Annotated in this window: 23 protein-coding genes; 17 read left to right on the forward strand and 6 right to left on the reverse strand. The window is 39.3% G+C overall.

Translation table 11 applies throughout. The features are described from left to right. Positions 1 to 38: 38 nt before the first annotated feature. Positions 39 to 830 carry a hypothetical protein gene (locus BUA11_RS04685; protein WP_072758913.1) on the forward strand — a complete coding sequence of 264 codons (792 nt, stop codon included), beginning with the start codon at positions 39 to 41 and terminating at the stop codon, positions 828 to 830. On the opposite strand, the gene BUA11_RS04690 is transcribed toward BUA11_RS04685, so the two are convergent. The 4 genes from BUA11_RS04690 to BUA11_RS04705 form a co-directional block, all read right to left on the reverse strand. Then, on the reverse strand, positions 808 to 2,157 hold the full coding sequence (locus tag BUA11_RS04690) for an aldehyde dehydrogenase family protein (RefSeq protein ID WP_072758915.1): 1,350 nt from the start codon (positions 2,155 to 2,157) through the stop codon (positions 808 to 810). The two genes, BUA11_RS04685 and BUA11_RS04690, sit on opposite strands and share 23 nt — an antisense overlap. Before the next feature lie 21 nt (positions 2,158 to 2,178). Then, positions 2,179 to 2,796: a lysoplasmalogenase gene (locus tag BUA11_RS04695; protein ID WP_072758918.1), complete on the reverse strand. Its 618-nt coding sequence runs from the start codon at positions 2,794 to 2,796 to the stop codon at positions 2,179 to 2,181. A gap of 73 nt (positions 2,797 to 2,869) precedes the next feature. Then, on the reverse strand, positions 2,870 to 4,666 hold the full coding sequence (locus tag BUA11_RS04700; RefSeq protein WP_072758920.1) for a 5'-nucleotidase C-terminal domain-containing protein: 1,797 nt from the start codon (positions 4,664 to 4,666) through the stop codon (positions 2,870 to 2,872). 27 nt (positions 4,667 to 4,693) lie between these two features. Next, positions 4,694 to 6,097: a hypothetical protein gene (locus BUA11_RS04705; RefSeq protein ID WP_143145278.1), complete on the reverse strand. Its 1,404-nt coding sequence runs from the start codon at positions 6,095 to 6,097 to the stop codon at positions 4,694 to 4,696. A gap of 394 nt (positions 6,098 to 6,491) precedes the next feature. Here BUA11_RS04705 and BUA11_RS04710 point away from each other — a divergent pair, with 394 nt between their 5' ends. From BUA11_RS04710 to BUA11_RS04720, 3 genes are read left to right on the forward strand one after another with little or no spacing between them, the layout of a single operon-like run. Next, positions 6,492 to 7,631, forward strand: coding sequence for an acyl-CoA dehydrogenase (locus BUA11_RS04710; protein ID WP_072758925.1), 1,140 nt, complete (start codon positions 6,492 to 6,494; stop codon positions 7,629 to 7,631). Positions 7,632 to 7,650: 19 nt separating this feature from the next. Then, positions 7,651 to 8,430 (forward strand): electron transfer flavoprotein subunit beta/FixA family protein, encoded by a 780-nt coding sequence (locus BUA11_RS04715; protein ID WP_072758927.1) that lies wholly within the window; start codon positions 7,651 to 7,653, stop codon positions 8,428 to 8,430. 24 nt (positions 8,431 to 8,454) lie between these two features. Continuing rightward, positions 8,455 to 9,459 carry an electron transfer flavoprotein subunit alpha/FixB family protein gene (locus BUA11_RS04720; protein WP_072758929.1) on the forward strand — a complete coding sequence of 335 codons (1,005 nt, stop codon included), beginning with the start codon at positions 8,455 to 8,457 and terminating at the stop codon, positions 9,457 to 9,459. Positions 9,460 to 9,499: 40 nt separating this feature from the next. On the opposite strand, the gene BUA11_RS04725 is transcribed toward BUA11_RS04720, so the two are convergent. After that, complete coding sequence (locus BUA11_RS04725) at positions 9,500 to 10,705, reverse strand: MFS transporter (RefSeq protein WP_072758931.1); 1,206 nt, start codon at positions 10,703 to 10,705, stop codon at positions 9,500 to 9,502. Positions 10,706 to 10,869: 164 nt separating this feature from the next. Here BUA11_RS04725 and BUA11_RS04730 point away from each other — a divergent pair, with 164 nt between their 5' ends. Together BUA11_RS04730 and BUA11_RS04735 are read left to right on the forward strand one after the other, a co-directional pair. Then, a complete protein-coding gene (locus BUA11_RS04730; RefSeq protein WP_072758933.1) occupies positions 10,870 to 12,417 on the forward strand; it encodes an FGGY-family carbohydrate kinase in 1,548 nt (515 codons plus the stop codon). Between the two features lie 128 nt (positions 12,418 to 12,545). Then, positions 12,546 to 13,859 carry a peptidase S8 gene (locus tag BUA11_RS04735; protein ID WP_072758935.1) on the forward strand — a complete coding sequence of 438 codons (1,314 nt, stop codon included), beginning with the start codon at positions 12,546 to 12,548 and terminating at the stop codon, positions 13,857 to 13,859. 47 nt (positions 13,860 to 13,906) lie between these two features. Here BUA11_RS04735 and BUA11_RS04740 read toward each other — a convergent pair whose 3' ends face one another. Next, positions 13,907 to 14,161 (reverse strand): DUF3783 domain-containing protein, encoded by a 255-nt coding sequence (locus BUA11_RS04740; RefSeq protein ID WP_072758937.1) that lies wholly within the window; start codon positions 14,159 to 14,161, stop codon positions 13,907 to 13,909. A gap of 135 nt (positions 14,162 to 14,296) precedes the next feature. On the opposite strand from BUA11_RS04740, the gene BUA11_RS04745 reads away from it, so the two are divergent. The 11 genes from BUA11_RS04745 (at position 14,297) to BUA11_RS04795 (ending at position 23,579) form a co-directional block, all read left to right on the forward strand. Continuing rightward, positions 14,297 to 15,412 carry a glycosyltransferase family 2 protein gene (locus BUA11_RS04745; protein WP_072758939.1) on the forward strand — a complete coding sequence of 372 codons (1,116 nt, stop codon included), beginning with the start codon at positions 14,297 to 14,299 and terminating at the stop codon, positions 15,410 to 15,412. Beyond that, the gene (locus BUA11_RS04750; RefSeq protein ID WP_072758941.1) at positions 15,409 to 16,035 is read left to right on the forward strand and encodes a glycerol-3-phosphate acyltransferase; all 627 of its coding nucleotides are present in this window, start codon (positions 15,409 to 15,411) and stop codon (positions 16,033 to 16,035) included. Before BUA11_RS04745 ends, BUA11_RS04750 begins: the two co-directional genes overlap by 4 nt. Next, entirely contained in the window at positions 16,032 to 16,796 is a 765-nt protein-coding gene (locus BUA11_RS04755) for a tetratricopeptide repeat protein (RefSeq protein ID WP_072758943.1), read from the forward strand. Before BUA11_RS04750 ends, BUA11_RS04755 begins: the two co-directional genes overlap by 4 nt. Positions 16,797 to 16,807: 11 nt before the next feature. Further along, complete coding sequence (locus BUA11_RS04760) at positions 16,808 to 17,353, forward strand: methyltransferase family protein (RefSeq protein ID WP_084634362.1); 546 nt, start codon at positions 16,808 to 16,810, stop codon at positions 17,351 to 17,353. Positions 17,354 to 17,371: 18 nt separating this feature from the next. Next, entirely contained in the window at positions 17,372 to 18,355 is a 984-nt protein-coding gene (locus tag BUA11_RS04765) for an aromatic ring-hydroxylating oxygenase subunit alpha (RefSeq protein WP_072758947.1), read from the forward strand. Between the two features lie 21 nt (positions 18,356 to 18,376). Next, positions 18,377 to 18,844, forward strand: a complete 468-nt coding sequence (locus tag BUA11_RS04770) for a nuclear transport factor 2 family protein (RefSeq protein ID WP_072758950.1) — start codon at positions 18,377 to 18,379, stop codon at positions 18,842 to 18,844. Beyond that, on the forward strand, positions 18,841 to 19,830 hold the full coding sequence (locus BUA11_RS04775) for an SDR family NAD(P)-dependent oxidoreductase (RefSeq protein WP_072758953.1): 990 nt from the start codon (positions 18,841 to 18,843) through the stop codon (positions 19,828 to 19,830). The genes BUA11_RS04770 and BUA11_RS04775 overlap by 4 nt, the downstream gene beginning before the upstream one ends. Then, positions 19,827 to 21,431, forward strand: a complete 1,605-nt coding sequence (locus tag BUA11_RS04780; protein ID WP_072758955.1) for a phytoene desaturase family protein — start codon at positions 19,827 to 19,829, stop codon at positions 21,429 to 21,431. The genes BUA11_RS04775 and BUA11_RS04780 overlap by 4 nt, the downstream gene beginning before the upstream one ends. A 225-nt stretch (positions 21,432 to 21,656) precedes the next feature. Beyond that, on the forward strand, positions 21,657 to 22,616 hold the full coding sequence (locus BUA11_RS04785; RefSeq protein WP_143145279.1) for a hypothetical protein: 960 nt from the start codon (positions 21,657 to 21,659) through the stop codon (positions 22,614 to 22,616). Beyond that, on the forward strand, positions 22,613 to 22,987 hold the full coding sequence (locus BUA11_RS04790; RefSeq protein ID WP_218587310.1) for a GntR family transcriptional regulator: 375 nt from the start codon (positions 22,613 to 22,615) through the stop codon (positions 22,985 to 22,987). Before BUA11_RS04785 ends, BUA11_RS04790 begins: the two co-directional genes overlap by 4 nt. Beyond that, entirely contained in the window at positions 22,980 to 23,579 is a 600-nt protein-coding gene (locus BUA11_RS04795) for a hypothetical protein (protein WP_072758959.1), read from the forward strand. The genes BUA11_RS04790 and BUA11_RS04795 overlap by 8 nt, the downstream gene beginning before the upstream one ends.

Genomic DNA, 23,579 nt, shown 5'->3' on the forward strand with positions numbered 1-23,579 from the left:
ACCTTAAAGTTCAAGGCTTCCTCAAGGGGGGGAAGGAAGTGAAAATATACTTTGATCCTAACTTCATATTCACGGAGTTGCTTGATTACTACGCGCCAGTGATAGTTGATTTGAATGGAAGATTATATATCGACTTACATTCGTTCAACATAGTGAATCTTTTGGGACGAAAGCCAAGAAATATATATCAAGGCACATTGAAAGACTGGTTCTTTAACATTTATGAATATGACGAAGATATCAATCTTGATATTGAGAACCTTCTGCCATTTACTGCTGAGAATTTTGATAAGTTCAAGATCTCTAACACTCTTTCAATAGAGCATGTGAAATATACAAATGAATCTTCCAAATTTTTCTTAAAAGTTGAAAACTCGCTGAACAATCTTGAGTGTGTCGTGTCGCTTTCGAATGAATACTTAATAAAAAACATAGAAATATTTTCTGACAAATATTTCGAATTCGTTCTTCAAATATTAGTCGGTATTCTTATAAAAGAATTGCTTTCAAAACACAATATCTCCTCTACGTTCACTCACCCGTTTATTTTCTTGATTAACTTTGCCGGTTCCAAATATGAAGAAGCATATGAAATATTGCAACGCTTAAGGAAAATCAACGAGAACCTATCAGTAAAGATACAGATAATGTACGAATTTTTCAAGAAGGAGAAATTTCAGCTTGGCAAAATCATCGAAAATACAGAAATTGGAAGCTTTACAAGGACAATTTACAAATACGGCAATATAGAAGATTTAATAAATGATTTGACAGCTGTTTTAGATACTTTGATCAAACTGATGGATCTTATTTCACCAGAAAACGCTTGAATGAGTCCAAAAACTTGTAAGGTGGATACTTCATTGGCACCTCTATCTTGTTTTTTTCGAAAACAGCTTTTTTGTTAGAGAAAGTCTCGAATGAATACCTTCCGTGATATTTCCCTATTCCGCTCGTCTTTATTCCACCAAAAGGCAAATCATCTATTACAATATGGCTTATCGTATCGTTTATACTTACTCCCCCTGCTTTAATCTTTAAAAGCTCGTTTTTTACTTGCTCATCATCCGTGAAAATATACATCGCAAGTGGATACGGATTTTTGGATATAATATATTTCGCTTCATCAAGTGTATCTACCGTTATCACTGGCAAGATAGGACCGAATATTTCCTCGTTCATAATGCCTGAGTCAAATGGAGGGTTCAAAACTATCGTTGGTGATATGTACTTATTGTTCTCATCCACTTCTCCGCCGAGAACAATTCCATCTTTAAATTCTGATAACAACTTCGAGAGCCTTTGAATGTGTTTTTCGTTGATTATCCTTCCGTAGAATCTTGAATCTTTCGGATTTTCACCAAAAAAATTAGCTACCCATCTTCTGAATTCGGACAAAAATTCGTCTAAATACACTCTTTCAATTATAAGATAATCAGGCGCAATGCAAGTTTGCCCGCAGTTTATAAATTTGCCGTACGCTATCCTCTTTGCTACAAGCGAAATATCCTTTGTCTTGTACACAACCGTTGGACTTTTTCCGCCAAGCTCAAGTGTTACTGGCGTTAGTTGTTTTGAAGCATGTTCCATAACTATCTTTCCAACAGCAGGGCTTCCTGTAAAGAAAATATAGTCAAACGGAAGAGATAACAAGTATTGCGTTTCCTGGACTTCCCCGAGAACCGTAGTGGCATACCTCTCTTCAAAAACTTCTTGAGTTAACTTTTTTATCAGAGCAGATGTATGCACTGAGAATTCCGAAGGTTTTATTATTGTTTTGTTGCCAGAAGCGATTGCACCAACAAGTGGCATTATAGAGAGATGGAAAGGATAATTCCACGGCGAAATTATCAAAACAGTTCCGTATGGTTCGTAGTATACATAATACCTACCTTGCATCAAGAGACTGAACTTTCTCTTTGGTTTGGTGAGTCTTTTTAAGTTCTTAATGAAATAATTTATCTCGTTAATAACCATATATATTTCAGTTAAGAACGACTCATCTGCACTTTTGTGAATATCGTTCCAAAGTGCATCGCATATGTCCTTTTCGTTTGCTAATATCCACTCTTTCAGCTTCTTCAAAAACTCTATCCTCTCATCTACGGTTAGCTCCGGTTGGTTTTTGACATTCGAGAATATTCTATCTATATTCATGAGTCCATACCTCCAAAGATTTTATCTTAGCATCGCACTTATCCCTATTAAAATCTGTCCGGAAAAATATGTTGACAAAATGAGAAAGTCTCTCAAAGGAACACTTTTAACATATTTATCGTATGCAAGAATTGCATCTGAAACAAAAAACAACAAAGCACCCAAGAACGTTAACAGACTCATGTTCGAAGAAAAAGCCAGCATCGTGCTGATAGCAAGTACATAGACAAGCACAGGTATCTTATCTTTGCCGAGCTTGTTTTGTATGAAGAAGTAATACGCAATTCCTATACACAAGACAAAAGTTAATATCAAAGCATTTGGAAAACCACCGTTCGAACGAAACGAAAAAATATAGAACACATGCCCAACGAGAAAAGAGAGCATACCATATAGAAAGAATTTCTCAAATTCCATGAAGAAGTCTCCAAGAACCCCAAAAAGAATACCCAGACTCAACAGTAACCTCCAACCACTGTAGTTTCCGTTTTTGACAGACCAACTGACAACTGCTATGAACACACAGAAAGTTGTGAGTACCTTTGTTAAAATCGACAAGCTCCTCTTATCAATTTTTCGATTGCTTTTCAAAGCAGTTGTTATAACCCCAAACACTATCGAGATAATTATCAAAACCATAACCTATCCCCCCTTTTACTTTAAGAAATCAAAAAACAGGGGCTTTTCTGCCCCTGCTGTTGAAACTACTGCATTAGGATGCTTTCTGCATCAATTTCAGGTATTCGAAGTACGGTACGTAGTACTTCAGAACATCCCCTGCCTTTACATCTCCACTTATATTATTCCACCTCTTAAGTTCTTCAACTCTGACACCAAGTTTTGAAGCAATGCTTTCGAGCATATCGCCAGCACTAACTGTGTATTCCATTTCAACATAGGCGCCCCAGTTATTGTCGAGCGTTGATTCTATCTCCTTCTTTTCAAGCAGGTAGTTTGACATGAGCTCGGCCATTTCTATCAAGACTTCTTTAACAACAGGTTTATTAGTAAACATCGAATATCCGCCGCCACCACCGGCACGGTAGTTGTTGAGCACAACTTCATATTCGGCATCCATATCGACCGGTTTACCCTCAAACATTAGGTCAACGATTCTATCACCAACAGGTCTATTCAACACTATCTTGTAAGAGATGCCTTCCCAAATGTCATAGTTATATCTCTGAACCTTAGGTTCCACCCACGTTTTGTTCTCTTTCGCTAAACCGTTTTCGAAAACGAAATAATCAGCGCTTCTCTCGAGAGCTGCTTTAATGTCTGCACCTTTAACCTTGATTACTTTCAATGTGTTTGCATATATGTAAACAGCGTTTATATCCCTCAGCGTTACAGGACCAGCTTTCCAACCTTTTACATCGTTTGTGAAAAGAGCAGTCGAAGAAATCTTTGCCCCTGTGTAGTACATCTGTACTTTGTTGACGAACTCCATCAACGGATTATCCCAAAGTCTTGCTACAAATGGATCAAAGATGTAGAAATCTCCCTTAGCAGTTCCAACAGGTATATCGAGCCACCTTTGAGTCTTTTCTTCGTAATCCTTAGTGAGCTCAAGAATCTCTTGGTCAGCAGGATATTTTGAAGCATCGATTAGTTCTGGTTTTGAATCCTTTACTACCCACTTGCCTTCTTCGTTCTTTTCAAGTATCAAAGCAACCTTACCAACCATCCTTCCCCAGTTAGATGGCTGGACAACTGCAACATTTCCAATCTTCGTTGAAATAGTTCTGTGCTGGTGTCCGGTCAGAAGTACGTGTACTCCCTCAATCTCTGTTGCTAACGCGTACCCTTGATTTTCCCCAACGAGTGGTTCAGTTGGGTTACCTGTAGCCGGGTCTTTTTCTAAGCCACCATGATATGCAATCACAACCACATCAACTAAATCTTTAAAAGCCTCTACGTATTCCTTAGCTACCTGAACTGGATCCAAGAATTTCAATCCCTTTATGTTTCTCGGGTCTTCCCAATTTGGAATGTACTTTGTTGTAAGCCCAAGTATCAATACCTTAACGTCTCCGATCTCAACCAAGTGATATGGCATGAAATATGGAGTATCCTGCTCGTCTACAATATTTGCACTGAGGAATGGGAAGTCTGCTTCGCTGATAGCTTTGTTAAGAACATCTAATCCGTAATTAAATTCGTGATTTCCGAGCACACTCGCATTGAACTTTAAGTGGTTCATAGACAATACCATTGGGTTGACTGGCTCATTCTCAAAGCGTGCATGATAATAAGCCATAGGACTGCCCTGAATTAAATCACCTGTGTCGATTACTATGATATTCTCCTCCCCGTACTTCTCACGCTGTTCTTTAATTACCGACGCTACCTTCGCCAATCCCCAATTAGCAGGCTTGTTCGTCGCATAGTCCACAGGATAGATATAACCGTGCAAGTCACTTGTCTGAAGTATGACTATCTGCTTCGTTTCTGCAAAAATCAAGACAAGCAAAGCTAAACTGAGTACAACAGTAAATAACCTTCTCATCCTTCTCCCCCCTGTTATGGTGTGGAACTAATTCTCATTATTTATTATCTTTAGTGCTTCACTAAGCATATAATCACCTTCACCCTTTATGTACTGTATCCTTTTTTCCGTATCCATATCTATAGTAAAATCTGGCATCAAACCACTTTCGCCGTAATCTTCTGAGAAAATTGCTGTTGGAAACGAAAACGTGGTCATGAGATTATCATCGTACCTAAAATTAAGTTCTGTTGTGTGGTTTATTTTCATCAGAGTTGGCTCACCTATCGTTCTTGACTTCCGTAACTTTTTAAACGTATAGATAAAATCCAACGCAGCATTTGAAGTGTATCTATCAAACAAAATCCATACGTCTGCGTTTACAAATGGATCTCTCGGGATGAAAGTATGCTCAAATTCAAGTCTTATCAACTCACCAGTTGTTTGTGTAAACTCATATCCGTATTTTTCAAGCAGATCCATATTGTACGCTGTGTTGATTACCGAAATATATCTCTTAATGCTCACCTGCTTTGATAAGAAATGCTCATAAAGTTCTTTGAATATTGTAAAATCCCTACTCGAAACGCCACGTAAATCCAGTAACAAAAGCTTCAAATCTCTATTTTGAATAAAGGTATTATTAAGAAATTCTCTATACTTGTTGAACATAGTGCCTGATAGTTGGAAAGTTCCAAGCTTCAGAATACCAACATCGCCCTTGCGAGTGAATTCAAAAGGAACTCTTGAAGGCAAAGCTGGATACTGAGCACTCTCTCGCGGGTAGCTGAACGCAGTCAATGTTTTTACACTAACTTCATTCTCGCCATTTTCACTTCTCAACTTCACATTATATTCCTTCTGCTTGTAAAAGATGCCAACAACATCCTTTTTTTTATCAAGCAGTTCCGGTACCAGCTGAAAAAGGCTTGTCAGTTGTTGTTCCTTAACAAGATAATCTTCTCCGCTTGTGAAAACTATGAGCTCAGAAATTAGCTTATCTACGCTTTTACTGTTTATTTCAACGATTTCGTCCCCTGCCTTTACGCTTTCGACAGCACTTGAAGAGACTATTACTCTTCCGTCGATAACTACCACGGAAAATGGCAAGACGCTGTATACCGGCTCGACGGGAGGATACATCCTGAGGTTTTGATCGTTCAAAGTGCTCAATACCGGCTGGACATACTTAAACGCATCAATAGGAAGGCATTTTTTGGGCATCTTAGAGAGGCTTGATTCAAACAACTTCTTTGTGTTCTCTGCTAAAGCTTCTCTGTCTGTTCTTGGATATACTTTCCTAACCAAACTATTAACATCTTCAAACGCTTTCGCCACATCATCAATTAAAACAAGCCTATTTTGATACTTGTAGAATTCAATAATCCACGAAAGCAAAAACGTGATAACAATACCTGAAATAACAAAAATCAAGATAAGCTTAGTTCCCACCTTCAAGATACATCCCTCCACATAAAGAATTTAAATATTCGGCAATTTCTTAATATTTAATTATAGCACCTTGATTTTATCAAGCAAATAAGTAACAAAATTCACTGTAGCCTATAATTATATCTTATGCAAGGCAAACTTCAAAATGCATTCTATAAGGCAGTATCAGCTCTGCTTTGGCTTGTATGCTTCAAATTGCAGAAATACATGGATAATCAAGCATAATATCAAAAAACGTTTTTAATCTAATTCTTTTTACGTGATATCATTCACAATTTAACTTAACATTTTACCTTTCTATGGTATACTGGAATTGTAACGTGAATATTTTCACGTTTATTCAGAAAAAGAACATTGAACTAACAGAATACACTCTGAAACGGAGGTATGATAAATGGACTACTTACTGAGCAAAGAACAGATACTTGCAAGGGAGCTTTTTAGAGAATTTGCTGAGAAAGAGGTAAAACCTCTCGCACAGAAAGTAGACGAGAAAGAGTACTTTCCGATAGAAACTGTAAAGAAAATGGCAGAGATAGGTATGATGGGCATACCATTCCCAAAAGAAGTCGGTGGTGCAGGAGGAGATTATTTAACATACATAATTGCTGTTGAAGAACTTGCAAAACATTGTGCGACAACGGCGATAATCTTGTCTGCCCACACTTCCCTTTGCTGCTACCCGATTTATGCCTACGGAACACCAGTTCAAAAGGAGAAATACCTCAGACCTTTACTAAAAGGTGAGAAGATTGGAGCTTTTGCTTTAACTGAACCCAACGCGGGAAGCGATGCAGGGAATCAGCAAACAACGGCAAAATTAGTCGGAGAGTATTACATTCTGAATGGATCGAAAATATTCATAACCAACGGTGGAAAAGCTGACGTATTCATCGTCTTCGCAATGACGGATAAATCAAAGGGAACAAAAGGTATAAGTGCATTCATCGTTGAAAAGGGATTCGAAGGTTTCAAGATAGGCAAGGAAGAGCACAAGCTTGGAATCCGCGGTTCATCAACAACTGAACTGATATTTGAAGACTGCAAAGTACCGAAAGAGAATCTCCTTGGAAGCGAAGGTCAAGGTTTCAAGATTGCACTTAGTACGCTTGATGGTGGAAGGATTGGAGTTGGCGCACAAGCACTCGGCATAGCAGAAGGTGCAATCTCAGAAGTCCTGAAGTACGTTAAGGATAGAAAACAGTTTTCAAAACCGATTGGCACATTTCAGGGATTGCAGTGGTACATCGCAGACATGATAACAAAAACAGAGGCTGCTAAATTGCTTGTGTATAACGCAGCAATAAAGAAGGATAAAGGGCAACTGACAAGCGCCGATGCGGCTATGGCAAAGAAATACGCTTCCGATGTGGCTATGGAAATTACAACTCAGGCTGTCCAAATCTTCGGCGGTTACGGATATACAAGAGATTATCCTATCGAACGAATGATGAGAGATGCGAAGATCACTCAGATTTACGAAGGTACAAACGAAATCCAGAAGTTAGTGATCGCTGCTCAATACATTAAGTGATAGCTCAGAGGTGATTATGATGAGAATAATCGTATTCACAAAGCAAGTGCCTGATACAACCGAAGTAAAAGTTGACCCTGTGAAGGGAACTCTGATAAGAGACGGCGTGAAATCAATAATGAATCCAGAAGACAAGAATGCGCTTGAAGCCGCTTTGAGAATAAAGGATTCTATTGGAGCGAAAGTTACGGTAATTACGATGGGACCTCCGGCTGCTGAAGCTATTTTGCGAGAAAGCTATGCAATGGGTGCAGACGAAGCAATTTTGATAACAGACCCACTTTTTGCAGGCGCCGATACTTGGGTAACGAGTATGATTTTGGCAAGAGCAGCTCAAATTATAGGTTATGACCTCATACTGTGTGGAAGGCAGGCTATTGACGGAGATACCGCACAAGTTGGAATCGAGATCGCAGAGCACCTCGGCATACCAGCCATCGCTTACGCGACGGATATCAGGACAGAGAACGAAAAGATACTTGTTACTCGTGAACTTGAAAACGTGTATGAAGTAATATCTGTAAACACTCCGTGCTTAATTACATGCTCTAAAGAACTAAACATACCCAGATACATGCGGATATACAACATATTCGGTTGCTTCGATAAACCAATAACAGTCATGAACAATTCTGTTTTGAAATTCGACAAAATGGAAGTCGGGTTAGTGGGCTCGCCCACAAAGGTAAGAAGAACGTTCACAAAAGGTCCTAAAGAACAGGGCAATGTTGTCAATCTATCAGCACAAGAGTCGGCCGAAGTGCTTGTTTCAGCATTAAAACGACTTCACGTGATATGATGGCGCGAGAAAGAGGTGAACAAAATGATAATGGTTTTTTGTGAACAAAGAAATGGCGAGCTGTTAAACGTCGGGCTTGAGCTTATCGGAAAAGCGAGAGAGCTCGCTCGCTCACTTGACTGCGAAGTATCCGCAGTTGTATGCGGGCACAACGTGGGATACATAGGCAACAGGTTGATACAAAACGGAGCCGACAAAGTCTTCGTAATTGAGCATGAATTATTAGAAAAGTACACGCTCGATTTGTATACCGAATCCCTTTACCAACTCATATCCAACGAAAAGCCTGATATCTTACTGCTGGGCGCAACGAGTATCGGGAGAGAACTCGGTCCGAGGCTTGCAGCACGGTTAAAAACGGGACTTACCGCTGATTGTACACAATTAGAAATAGGCCAAGAAACAAAGCTTCTACTGATGACAAGACCTGCGTTTGGTGGAAACTTAATGGCAACGATAATATGTCCTGACAGAAGACCCCAGATGGCAACAATAAGACCTGGCATATTTCCATTACCATCTATGGACGCTAACAGAAAAGGTGAAACTATTCTCTTTAATCCGAAGATAACGAGAGAAGATTTAAGAGTTAGAGTGGAAAAAATTGTCCAGAAGATAAGGACTGTGAAAGATATTACTGCAGAAAAAATTATCGTTGCGGGTGGAAGAGGCATCGGTTCAAAGGAAAATTTTGAATTGCTTGAAGAACTTGCAGAACTACTCGGAGGCGTAGTTGCTGGCTCAAGAGCCGCCGTCGATGCCGGATGGTTACCAAAGGAACTCCAAGTTGGACAGACTGGAAAGGTTGTGAAACCAAAGCTTTATATAGCGGTGGGAATAAGCGGTGCTATCCAGCACGTTGCAGGAATGCAAGATAGTGAATACATAATCGCAATCAACAAAGATCCAGACGCACCTATAATGAAGATAGCAGACCTTGGTATCGTGGGAGATTGGAAAAGCGTTGTCAAAGCTCTGATAAAAGAGTTGAGAAATGAAAAAGGTATTTTGGAAGAAAAGATATCCTAATCCTTATGAGACAAAAAGCGGGAGACTTTCCCGCTTTTTTTTATTTTTCAATCAATAATTGCCCTTTCTCATTTTTTGTTTTAGCAGAGTACTTTGGCAAGAAGAGACTTCCAAACACTATAGCGCTCAAAAACATAGCAAAACCTTCAACAACTCCTAAATACTTCGCACCGATGTACTGAACAATGGTAGCACCAAGAACTGGAGATATTATTCTCATAAGGCTATCTACTGAATTAAAGATTCCAAGGGCTCCTCCAAGCTTATCTTTGCTCACTAATTTAGTAGCCATTGAACTAATAGAAACACCTAAAACGGCTGAAAATACGGAAAGTGGTGCAAGCAGTACTAGTAAAACTGGAATACTCTTCGCAAAGGAATACAGCACAAGAAAAGGTACCGCGAGGAATATACCATACCTTATCAAATCCGCTTCGGAGTACTTCTTAGTTAACTTCCCAATCAAGAACCCTTGTACGAAGACTATTATTACACCAACATACGCCAGTATGAAACTCGTTGTTGATACAGGCAGATTCAAGCGGCTGATAGCAAAGAGTGCAAATGTAGACTCAAACATTGTGAAACCGAGAGAATAGAAGAACTTCGTAAAAAGCAAGCTCGCCACAGCTGGTTGTGAAAATGTTTTCTTGAGCTCTTGAAACGTGAATGGTTTAGACTTTGAATCTCTGACAGGCTTTGAATCTGGCAGGAATAATAATATGTTGATTATGTTGATAAGTGACAAACCCGTTGCAAAAAACGCTGGTACGCGCATTCCCCACTGGCTTAAAAAACCTCCGAATGCCGGTCCAAAGATAAATCCAAGCCCAAAAGCAGCACCTATAAGCCCAAGGCTTTTCGTTCTCGATTTTTCGTCAGTAAAATCACCTATGTAACTTTGTGCAACCGTAATGTTCCCACCCGTCAGTCCGTCGAATAATCTTGAAAAAAATATCAAGCTCAATGACTTTGCAAAGCCTAAAATCAAGAGTGAAACGAACGTGCCACCAACACTTAGAAGTAGAGCCCTCTTTCTGCCGTATTTGTCTGATAACCTGCCTATCAAAGGAGAGGCAAAGATTTGACCCAGTGGATAAACAGACCCAAGTAGACCTATCATTAAAGCCGAAGCTCCGAATTCTTTCGCATAGTATGGTAGAAGTGGTATGATTAACCCGAAGCCAAGCATATCCGCCAAAACAATGAAAAACAAAGTTCTTAATACATTTCTCTCTTTACCCATGTCATCATCCTCCGATATTTCAGAATTAGTTACCTATTTTAGTATATTGTATCATATATTAGTTAAAATATAATCTTATATTATGTATAAATTAAATTCAAAGCACTCTCTTATACTGGAAAATGGTATAATGTGTATGAGTAAAACATTTAGGGAGGCTTTATATGAGCGTTTTAGCAATTGATTGTGGTACACAAAGTCTCAGAGCTATTGTATTTTCAGAACACGGTGAAATCCTTGCTGGAGAGAAAATCGAATTCGAACCGTACTACTCACTAAGCGCCGGTTGGGCTGAGCAATCGCCAGAGTTCTATTGGGAAACGCTGGCCAAGGCTGTGCAAAAGTTGAAAGAAAAATCACCGAGCGTTTTTAAAGATATTCAGGCTCTTAGCTTAACAACTCAACGCTCAACTGTTATCGTTGTTGACGAACATGGCAATCCACTTAGAGATGCGTTTGTCTGGCTTGATGAGAGAGAGGCGGAGGGCAAACCAAAGCTCTACCTACATGAAGTATTTGCATTTTGGCTGATAAAGAAACTTCCCACAGCTTATATGGCATATAGAAGAAGCAAGGCAAATTATATGAAACAAAAAGAAATAGAAACTTGGAAAAAGGTACACAAATATTTATTCTTATCTGGATACCTCACTTACAAGTTGACAGGTGACTTTGTTGATTCAACCGCGTCACAAGTTGGTTATGTTCCTTTTGATTACACAAATAAGGAATGGATAAAGAGTCCGTACCACTACAAATGGAGGCTCTTCGGTGTAGAAAAGGAAAAACTGCCAAGGCTTGTAGAACCGACACAAATCTTAGGGTACGTTACAAAACAAGCTTCTGAATTCACTGGGCTTAAAGAAGGATTGCCTGTTATAGCTTCAGGTGCAGACAAGCAGTGTGAAACCCTTGGAATTGGATGTTTCTCGCAGAATGTTGGAAGTATAAGTCTCGGGACAACCGCTACAATACAGACAACAACATCTAAATACATCGAAGTTATACCGTTTATCCCACCTTACCCATCGATAGTTCCTGAAAAGTACAATCCAGAAATTAGCGTTTTCAGAGGGTACTGGCTTGTCTCTTGGTTCAAGAAGGAATTCGCACACAGTGAAGTTCGCGAAGCAGAGGAACTCAACACCTTCTCTGAACAAATTTTGGACAAGTATCTTCAGAAAATTCCAGCCGGAAGTGATGGGCTGATAATATATCCTGCGTGGGCATCGGGACCTGAGAAACCGTTCTCTCGCGGTGCAGTCATAGGCTTTTCTGACAAGCACACTCGAATGCATCTTTACCGAGCGATAATAGAGGGAATAAACTACGCACTCTTGGAAGGAAAAGAAGCTATTGAAAGAAAAACTGGAACCAAGATTGAAAGAATAGGACTATCCGGCGGTGGTTCGAAAAGTAGGGAGGTCTGCCAGATAACAGCGAACATGATGGGAGTTCCGGTTTATAAAGTTCAGACAAACGAAACATCAGCACTTGGAGCTGCGATTTCTGCGTATGTTGGGATGGGTGTATATAATGATTTCGAAATAGCAGTCAAGAACATGGTAAGGATAAGTGAAGAGTTTCTACCTGATATGGATGAGCATGAGGTGTACAGGAACTATTACGACAGGGTCTATAAGAAAATTTGGGGAAAGATAAACAAGCTTTCCTTTGTACTCAACCATTTGCGAAAAAGCAAGGAAAGATAGCTTAGACAATGTTTAAATTTGTTTTATGATTTTTTTATTCAATATCCTACCTGATTTCTTGACATTGATAAGTAATTTTTGATATAATTCGTTTCATCCAAACCACACTTTCTAAGGGGGGAGAAGGGATGAAGAAGTTCTATCTTTTGGTCGCTGCTCTTTTAACGGTTTTTGTCTTATTCAGTTGTACCAACTCGTTTGAACCGAAGTTCGAACCAAGAGAGAAGTTTGATGTTTCTGAAAAGCTCGGTATTTCAGGAACTGAAGAAGACTTTGTGCCAGGCGAATACGTTGTCCAGTTTGAGCCGAGGGAGAACGCCATCAAAAGCTTAGCAAGCGTTGGCGCAGAAGTTGTAAGAACTTACAGTTTTGAGGATGTTCAAATCGTCACAGTGAAAACTGAACAACCAGAACTTTTATCTAATCTTCCAGGTGTTAAATCAGTAGATAAAAACTACATTTACAGAGCGCTTGCAACACCAAACGATACATACTACAGCTATCAATGGCACTATAACAATATCAAACTTCCACAAGCATGGGATATAATGAAATCCGCAAGTGTTGTTGTCGCTGTTATTGACACTGGAGTAAGCTTCACACATCCAGACCTTCAAGGTATATTTGTTTCCGGCTACGACTTTGTTGACAGTGACACAAATCCAACAGACCCATCACAAGATGTAAGCCACGGTACACACTGTATAGGTACTGTTGCAGCCCTTACAAACAACAGTTTGGGTGTTGCTGGTGTAAACTGGGGTGGATACGGAATAAAGATAATGCCAATAAGAGTGCTTGGTGCTGATGGTAGCGGAACACTCGACAACGTTGCAGCTGGTATAAGATGGGCTGTTGACAATGGAGCAAAAATCGTTAGCATGAGCCTTGGTGGTGGCGGAGCACAAGTGCTTATGGATGCGGTTAAGTACGCCTACAGCAAGAACGTAACTTTAATATGTGCAGCTGGTAACGAAAATAGATCAAGTCTGTCTTACCCGGCAGCCTACGTCGAAACAATAGCAGTCGGTGCGACGAGGTATGATAACAGGAGAGCACCATATTCAAATTACAACTATACAAGATACTATGATCCATATAGAAAAGCTTATGTAACCCACTATCTCGACATTGTAGCCCCCGGTGGAGACACGAGTGTTGACCAAAACGGCGACGGTTACGCAGATGGTGTTTTGAGCACAACATGGACACCGACAAATGGCAATACCTATATGTTCTTGCAGGGAACTTCTATGGCAACGCCACACGTTTCCGCTCTTGCAGCAATGCTGTATGCAAGAGGATACACAACACCAGAAGCAATAAGGAGTAGGTTGATTAGAACAGCTTACAAGATACCGGGCTACACGTACAACTCAAGTGGTTGGAATAAATATGTAGGATACGGACTAATCGATGCGTATAAAGCACTCACGTATTAATTAACTCAAACACAAAACAAGGGGAGTAACTTGCAATTGCTCCCCTTTTATTTTTCAGACTCATTTTGATTGTTAGAATGATTGTTTTGCAGTTTAGCAGCTTTAATTTTCTTGAATTCTTCGTGCTCACTCTTTAGCTCTTCTATTAGGTCTTGAACTTTCCAAGTCAGGCTCGTTGGCGTGGTGCTTGCGAATATCAGTTCTTCACCTTGAAAATTTTCTTTTACTACCCTCATAAGCTGCAAAATCTCTGGCTTTTCAAATCCATGCATGATTATTATCTTTTCGCTCTTCTCAGACATACTCTCTCCTCCGCTTTTCAAAGAAATTATGAATAATTGGTCAAGATAATTCTAATGGAAAAAGAATATAGTGTCAATCTATTAAATTTATGTGTTATAATATTTTACAAAGTATAATTTCAAACGGAGGTTGTAATGAGATATTTGATATTCGCAGCATTCATTGTTATATCTATTCTGTACTATATTTCTGGCAGAGATAGAATACTGAGAAGAACAAACGGGCTTAAAGACAGAAAAGAAATCGCTGAAAAAAAAGTTTCAGTGATAATTCCAGCAAGGAACGAAGAAGAGAACCTCAAAAAGCTCCTTCCGTTGGTCTGCTCTCAGCAGTTCCCTGCGCACGAAATCATAGTCGTTGATGATAACTCTACCGACAAAACTTCAGAAATCGCTACATCTTTTGAGGAAGTAAAGTTGGTAAAACTAAAAGAAGACCCACCAGATGGCTGGGTCGGAAAGTCTTGGGCACTGTGGAATGGTTTTCTAAACTCTTCTGGAGATTATCTTCTATTCTTGGATGCAGATGTTGAACCTTCAGACAAGTTAATTGAGTACCTTTCGGTTCAACGTGCTTACCACGGGGGGCTAATATCCGTATGGCCTTATCAAAGGCTCGAGAAATTTTATGAGCACCTCACTTTACCATTCAACTTGCTTGTAATATACGCGAGTAACACTTTGGGTTTTCCTGGGAAGATTGCAAGAGGCTCTTTTGGTCCTGTTGTCTTTACTTCAAGAGAAGACTACGAAAAGACTGGAGGCCACAGCACTATAAGAGACGGGATTTTGGAAGATATAAAATTAGCCAAGTTATACGCTAAACACGGCATAAAAGTGACGAATTTCCTTGGCGATGGTTTAGTCCAATTTAGGATGTATCCTAACGGGATAAAACAGCTACTCGAAGGTTTTTCAAAAAATATGTCTTCGGGAGCAATAACTGGTGGTACTTTTGCATTCTTATTAGCACTTATATGGATGGCTGGAATTTATACTTCTATACAAAATATCACCAGTATATTCCTTGAGACGAACAACATTTTAGATGTACTGATTAAAACAGCTAACTATCTCATCGTCGCGCTATTTATTCGCTTGCTATCCAAAGATACTGGACAGTACAGAATCTACGATGCATTATTCTACCCAATCCATTATATTTTCTTCTTAATAGTTTTCTTTTATTCTTTGTATCTAACGTTGCTTAAGAAACAGGTCTACTGGCGAGGAAGGAAATTAAAGGTATGACTTTCTACTGGTTCGCCCTAATAGTTTTGCAATTTATATCCGGATCCATAATGTATTCGCATATATTTGCCAAAATTCTCGGGATTGACTTGCGCAAGGTGCGTGATGGAAATCCTGGTTCGACAAACTTGTGGCGTGCCGCCGGATGGAAATGGGGGTTCTTAGCCCTTGCTCTTGATTATTTCAAGGGCGTGCTCCCACTTGCAATTTTTGCTTGGAATACAGAACTGAAAATTAGCCCTTACATTGTCAGCTTAGCCGCATTAGCTGGTATTGCAGGTCACGCTTTTTCACCTCTGCTCCGTTTTAATGGTGGAAAGGCGATAGCAACGACATTCGGCGCTTGGTCAGTTTTGACAAGGTGGGAAGGTCCGACAGTGCTCGGCATTACATTCACATTGTTCTCCATAGCGAACAAATTAATGAAAAGGAAAGGAACAACACCTGAAACAGATGCTCTGCGGGTTTTTGTAGGATTCTTTTTCCTTTTGCTTTACACCTTATGGAAATCACTTAACGGTTCTCCGGAACTGATTTTACTGTACGTAGGTAATTTACTAATCATCGCTTACAAACACAGAAGGGAAATAACAAAATTGGTAAAAGGCAGGTGCAAGGCATGAGAAGGGCTTTAGCAATCATACTGCTTGTGTTAATCTCCTCTGTGCTATCTTCAGCAAACAGCGTTGAATTTTACGAAAAAACATTTCAACAAGCGCGTTCTTTGAAAAACGAAGCGCAACTCTCTAAACTAATCAAGGACCTTGAAAACTTGATTTACGGAAGTAATAATCCAGATAAAGAAGAATTCAATGAGAAGGAACTGGAAAAAGTCAAGGTAATACTATCTGAAACCTACTTTGAATATTCAGAAATATTATTAGAGAGGCAAAAGAAAGAGGAACTTCTGAGAAAATCGCTCGAGCTTTCTGAAGACATACTTAAATTCAACCAGCAAAATGGCAGAGCGTACTACGTAGCGAGCATGTGCTCTGCAAGGCTTATTGATTTTGTTAATGTATTTGGAAAGCTAAACCTTTTGAATAAATTCGACGCATACATAGATAATGCAATTAGATATTCGAACGATTATATTTACAAAGGTCTATCATTCATGGCAAAAGCAGTGCGGTACATGTCAGCTCCCTGGCCCTTTGGAGATACTAAAAAGGCTTTGGAGAATTTTAAAGAAGCAGAGAAGTACATAGGTGATTACTCTGGTGTACACTTGTACCTTGCCGAAATTTATCTCAAGCTCGGGGATAAAAAATCTGCGGAAAATTCCCTAAGAATGGTTTTAAATCTACAACCACACCCTTACTTTTTAGTCCAACACGAAACGAACGTTAAAGTTGCTCAACAAATACTTCAAAACTTAAAGTAAGGAGGAGTCTTATGCGCTATCTATTTTGGTTATCGGTGGTTGCTTGGTGGATAATGGATTTCTACGTGCTTGTGCTGAGAAAAGGTTCATACTCTAAGATACTTGACAAGAAGAGCAAACTTGTAGTTGTAGTACTGATTTTAATTGGTGTTATTTTAGCTGTCGCTCCAGAAAACTTCAGAACCGTTTGGCGAACAAGAGAATTCGGGGCGTTTCAGATATTTGGTACGTTCACCGTTCTGTTCGGAGTAATCATTCGACTCTTGGCAATATTGAACCTTGGCGAACATTTCTCTGGTGACATAGTAATCGGACCAGAGAAGAAACTTGTTCAAAGGGGGCTATATAAGAAAATTAGACATCCAAGTTACACTGGCGAGATTATTTCGTTCATTGGGCTTGGCCTTGTTTTTCAACATATTCCGTCTTCAATCTTTATCTCCGTATTCCCTTTCTTGGCGTTCTTGTATAGAGCAATACTAGAAGAAAAGAATTTGCACAGGGAATTTGGAGATGAGTTCATTGAATACAAAAAGCGAACGAGGATGTTTATATGAGGGCAAGGGGGAGTATCTGTGATTAAGAATCAATGGTACGTTATAATGTCATCACATGAAGTGAGAAAAGGGCACTTGGTTGGCGTTACAAGATTCGGAGAAAAACTTGCTATATGGAGAGACAACGATGGTGCTGTGCATTGTATATCTGATATTTGCTGCCACAGAGGAGCATCCATATCGCACGGAAAATTGCTCCACGAAGGGCACGTCGCAATGTGTCCATTTCATGGTTTCGAATACGACCCAACGGGCAGAGTAATCGCTATTCCTGCATATGGAAGAAAGACACCTGTCCCTGAAAACTTCAAAGTTAAGTCTTACAAAGTATATGAAACTGCAGACTTTATATGGCTATGGTACGGTGATGGAGAACCAACGAGTAACCCAAAGTATTTTGACGATATTGACGAAAGCTTATCTTACAGCGAATTTAGCGAAGTGTGGAACGTACACTACAGCAGAGCAATTGAAAACCAATTGGACCCAATACACGTGCCTTTTGTCCATTACAACACCATCGGGCGCGGAAATCGAACAGTTTCCGACGGACCTATCGTTAAATGGATTAGCGATACGATGTTCTATTTTTACGTATTCAACAGAATAGACGACGGAACGCCAGCTAAAAAACCTGAAGAACTCGATATCAACGAGGCAAGTAGAGTGTATTTAGAATTTAAATTTCCAAACATATGGCAAAATCATATAGACGAGAAAATCAGAGTTACCGCTGAATTTGTGCCAATAGACGATGAACACACTCGAATTTACTTACGCTTTTATGTTGGGTTTACAGGAATAAAACCTATCGATAAGCTCATAGCCATATTAGGTACACCTTTCAACAAAAAGGTCCTCCACCAAGACAAGGCAGTTGTTGAAACACAGCTGCCAAAGAAGAGCGAACTTAGAATGGGAGAAAACCTCGTTCAAGGCGACGCACCGATTTTGGAGTACAGAAAAAAGAGAGAGGAATTGAAAATGCTTAATAACAAATGAAAAATGAGAGGGAGATTTTATATGGAAAGAATTGAAAGAACTGAAAACCAGGGGTATACCATAACTTCCTTAGAACAACTTTTGCAACTATGGACTAAAACGTACAATAGCGAAGGTAAGCCGGATTGGTCTCATTTATTGCCTTATTATGATGAAAACATACACTTTCGAGACACCGTGCAAGAAATACACGGCATAGAAGAGTTCAAAAAGATGGTTGAGAGGCTCACGAAAAGGTCTCAGGAACTGCACATGAACATACTCAACGCAGTTATGGATGGAAATATCATCTTCGTTGAATGGGATATGATAATAAACTTCAGAAAGACGAAAACATCGGTAGTCCACGGTGCTAGTAGGTTGGTCATTGGCGGGAATGGAAAGATAGTAGACCAGAGGGATTATTACGACCTCTGGGGTGATATATTCGACAACATACCAGGCTTTGGAAAGCTGTACCGAAAATTCATGAAGAGGGTGTTCGGATGAGCAATGCGTTCAAAAGCTGTTCTGTAAAGAAATATTGGTTCAAGTATAAATGGAACATAGTATTTGAAATGATAAAGAACATGAGCAAGAAACCTGATATATGTAATGACTCTTTCGACGGGAAGACCGTTGTAATAACGGGTGCAACATCTGGAATTGGATATGAAACAGCCAAGAAATACGCCTCTATGGGTGCCAGAATAATATCGGTAAATAGAAGCAAAGAAAAGTCAGAAAGATTGTGTTACGAACTGAAAGAGAAATACGAAGCTGAATGTTATTACATTTTAGCAGATCTGAGCAAGATAGCTGACATCAGAAGAGTTGGGTATGAGCTATCAACATTGGATGAAAAAATAGATGTTCTAATTCACAACGCAGGTTTGTACACAAATAAGAGGACAATAACGGACGATGGTTTGGAATTGAACTTCGTAGTTCACTACTTAGCACCATTTTTGATTAACCAAATGATACTCGAAAAGCTCAAGAAGGATAAAAACTCTCGAATAATTTTTGTAAGTTCAGAGGCGTATAGATTCGCTGCTTGGGGCATATGCCTTGACGATTTGCTTTGGGAAAAACACAGGTATTCAGGCTTAAAAGCATACGGTTCAGCAAAATTGGCTCAAATCTTGAGCATGCATGTATTTTCGAAAATGGTAAAAGGTCATGGAATAATGGTGAACGCAATGCATCCAGGGTTTGTTAAGACAAATACGGGCTCCGAAAATGGTCCTATTTATAAATTCTTCAAGAAAAACATCTTAGACAGGCTATCCCAAGAACCGACAATTTCAGCCGAAGCGCTTTACTATCTCGGTGCATCTAAAGATTTAGATGGTATAACAGATAAATTCTTCCATTTAACGACCATCGAAGAACTGACACCACCAGCAAAAGACTTAGAACTTGCAAAAGCTCTGTGGAATAAAACAGAACAGATCATTCGAAATCTGGGAATAGACATGGGGGTAAGAGTATGAAGAGAGTAGTTATCGCAGGCGGAGGAATCGCTGGTTTAACTGCTGCCGTATACCTCGCACGGAAAGGATTTAACGTCAAGCTTTTTGAGAAGAACGAAAAGTGCGGTGGACTCGTTAACACGTTTGATTACAACGGATTTAAATTCGAAGGAGGTGCCCGCGCACTTGTTAATGCAGGTGTCATAACCCCCATGGTTGAAGATTTAGAGCTTGACGTTGAATTATTGAAAAATCCTGTTTCAATAGGTATCGAAGACAGAATTATGACAGTCAACGGTGAGAAGAGTTTACTAGAATATGCAGAGCTTCTCAAAAGTAAGTATCCTGAATCTCAGGACGACATACAGAGGCTAATTGAAACCGAAAGGAAAATTCTTGAACACATGAAAGTATTATACGGCATAGATAATCCGCTTTTCTCTTTCAATAAGATAAGAGAAGAAGGAAAACTTATGCAGATGATGGGAAGGTATTTTTTGTGGTTTTTCAAATTTCTCGGAACAGTTAGAGAGATTAACGCTCTGAAAGAACCTGTAGAAGAATACTCAAGCAGAATCATCAGGAATAACTCTTTAAGAGATATAGTCATTCAACATTTCTTCAGAGGTACGCCTTCGTTCTTTGCTCTTAGCTATTTCTACTTGTTCAACGACTATCTGTACCCAAAAGGCGGTGTTGGTAAATTTCCTGAGGCTTTAGTTAATAAGATTACCGAATTTGGTGGAGAGATACTTACTAACAACCAAATCGTCAAAGTAATTCCCGGAAATAACACTGCCGTAGATGAAAAAGGAAACGAACACCGGTATGATTTCTTAATTTGGGCAACTGATTTGAAGGCATTTTACAAATCACTCGACACGCAGGGGATAAACGGACATGCACTCAAAAAGCTGGAAGACGAAAAACAAAAAGTTCTTTCAGCACGCGGTGCAGAATCGGTTATAACCTTTTACTTTGGTGTCGACGAACCGGTTGAAACTTTTGGCAAGATATCAACTGGGCACTTCTTCTACACACCTTCAAGACAAGGTCTTGGCGAAACTAATCGCTCAAGAGTAAAACATATCGTAGAAAATTACGAAAAACTGAGCAAAGAAGAAATTCTGCAGTGGTTAGAAGAATTCATCAAATTCAACACGTATGAAATATCGATACCGGCTCTGCGAGACAAATCGATGGCACCGGATGGTAAGACCGGATTAATTGTAAGCATGCTAATCGACTATGATATAGTGAAAAGGATAAATGACGAGGGTTGGTACGAAGAATTTAAACAAAAGACTGAAGAGCTCATAACCGATAACCTTGCCAGCACAATATATTCATTTTTGAAAAACAAGATACTCTTCAGATTTACGTCCACGCCTTTGACAATAGAACGAATGTACGGAACGTCAGAAGGCTCTATAGTTGGATGGTCTTTCGAAAGCGAATTGCCAGTTCCTTCCGGAATATTCAGCATGACAACTTCAGTTAAAACGCCTATCGAAAACATATACAAAGCTGGAAAATGGGCTTACGCACCAGCTGGCGTTCCAACCGCGATAATCACAGGTAAACTCGCATCTGATGTGATAATAAAGAATTCAAACAAATAGCAGAACTGCGAATCTAATATCCACGAGGCAACTCCCCAAATCGGGGAGTTTTTTGCTTTATTATTAACCTAAAAGTTACAGAAAAGATACTTCATAGTGTTACAAGCGGTGTTATACTATTAGGGTGTTATATAAAACTATAACAATATAAAACATGCAGAGGGTCTTTGAAAAATGAATCTCAAATTTGCAGAGGGTATTGAATATTATACTGGAGGTGGTATTATGGGCGATTTCAAAAGGCGTCTGTTATTAATACTTGCTGTCTTAACACTCGGTACAATTGGCTTTTTAACCCCTTACGTCCCGTTGAAAGTAGTTTTTGTTTTCTTTGCAATAGCGTGCACTGGATACATAGTAAAAGAGTATACAGGAAAATGGATAGAATTCTTGATTTTATCCGTCTTACTATTCCTTATACCTATGGCGAATGTAGAAACGTTTCGCTATATGGCTGAAACTAAAGATAGCAATGTCTTTGTAAACACCGTTGAAAACATCATCGAATCGTTTACAGGCAGCGAAGGTTCTAAGATATATTATCATCCAGACACAAAGGTTGAATCGAGAGAAAATGTAGTTATAGATGTTGATGGCGGGGTTGATATAGTCGTTGGCAAAGGAAATATTATTGAATTTCCCAGTCAGTTAAAAACATCGGTTAAAAATGGTACTCTGGAGATAAAGGGGGGGACAAAGAATTCAATTTATAAAGTGCTTGTCGGGGGAGACATGATACGAAGCCTGGAAATTTCATCCCTCAGTGTAAAGCTCAAGAGTGAGCTGGAAAATAGCTTAGAACACCTGTCAATAGATTCAGTTGACACGAAACTTTCGGGAAGCATCAAGTCGGATTATGCTGAGTTCGATTCAACCGGATTTGACCTCGACGGCAATATTTCAGTCAATGAACTTGTTATAAATAGCGTAGGAGTTAACATTAATGGAAACGTATCCTCCAACAGAATTAATATAGACTCTGTCGGCTTGAACCTAAACATTGTCCTATCTAATTGTTCATTGTTTGAGGCTTTTACAACAGGTGCGAACGGAAAGATAACTTATGCAGGCGGAAAGAATTTGAGACTTAGCATCAACAGCACCGGTGGGAAGATAATATTTAAGAACGATTCAGATAGTTCAGTCTCAATACAAGCCGAAGGAGTAAAGGTCGTGAGAGAATGAGCACTCAATACATGAATTTCCAAAAAGTTGACAAGCACAGCGGAATTCCTGCGTACTTGCAGATAGTGAATCAAATAAAGGCAAAGATTCTTTTGGGAGACTTGAAGGTAGGCATGCAATTACCTACCGTGAGGGAACTTGAAAAGATATTTGATGTGAATATAAATACAGTATTGAAAGCTTTCGAAAGATTGAAACTTGAAGGACTTGTCCAATCAGAACAAGGCATCGGGTACTTCATATCAGGTAACGTAGATGTTAGCGTAGACGTGCTGAACGACGTCTATGAACTCGTGAGAACAATAAAGAAGAAAGGGCTCGATTTGCTCACGGCTTTAAAGATAATTGAGGAGGTGTGGAAGAATGTCTAAGATTTTAAACAATTACTATTTCTTGCAGTTCGACGAGTACTTGCACAAGCAATTAAAAGAGAAATTCGGCACTTTAGTAATCTTTTTTGTACTTATGCTCTATCCTGGAAGTGGTAACAAAACCTTCGGTGCGTTCTTTATTATAATATTTTCAATCCTGTCCGATATAAAGAACAAACGCTTAGATTTGTTAACCTTCTTGCCTTACTCAAGAAAAAACATATTTTGGTTTGAGTTTGCGTTTACCTCGCTCTTGATATTGCTATCATTCTTCATTGGTCTACCATATTACAGAAGTTTCCAAAATTTCTTAGTAGATATCGCAACTGCAATGATTTTCTACTCAGCATATTACGGACTATCAATTGCCCTAACATGCGGATTGAAGATAGACCCTTACGGGAGCATATTCTTAGTACTTTTGGTCGATGCAATCCTCAGTTCCTTAGGTAAAGAAGGGGTAAAACATCTTTACAATCCTTACAAATTAATAAGCCCGCTAAGACAGGGAAACATGTTGCTTTCGTTTGTGTTCGCAGTTATTTGTATTTATCTCGGTTATATTGCTTTCAGCAAGAAAGGAGCTGATTAA

It is taken from the genome of Fervidobacterium gondwanense DSM 13020 (genome assembly GCF_900143265.1).
In the GTDB taxonomy this organism is placed as follows: domain Bacteria; phylum Thermotogota; class Thermotogae; order Thermotogales; family Fervidobacteriaceae; genus Fervidobacterium; species Fervidobacterium gondwanense.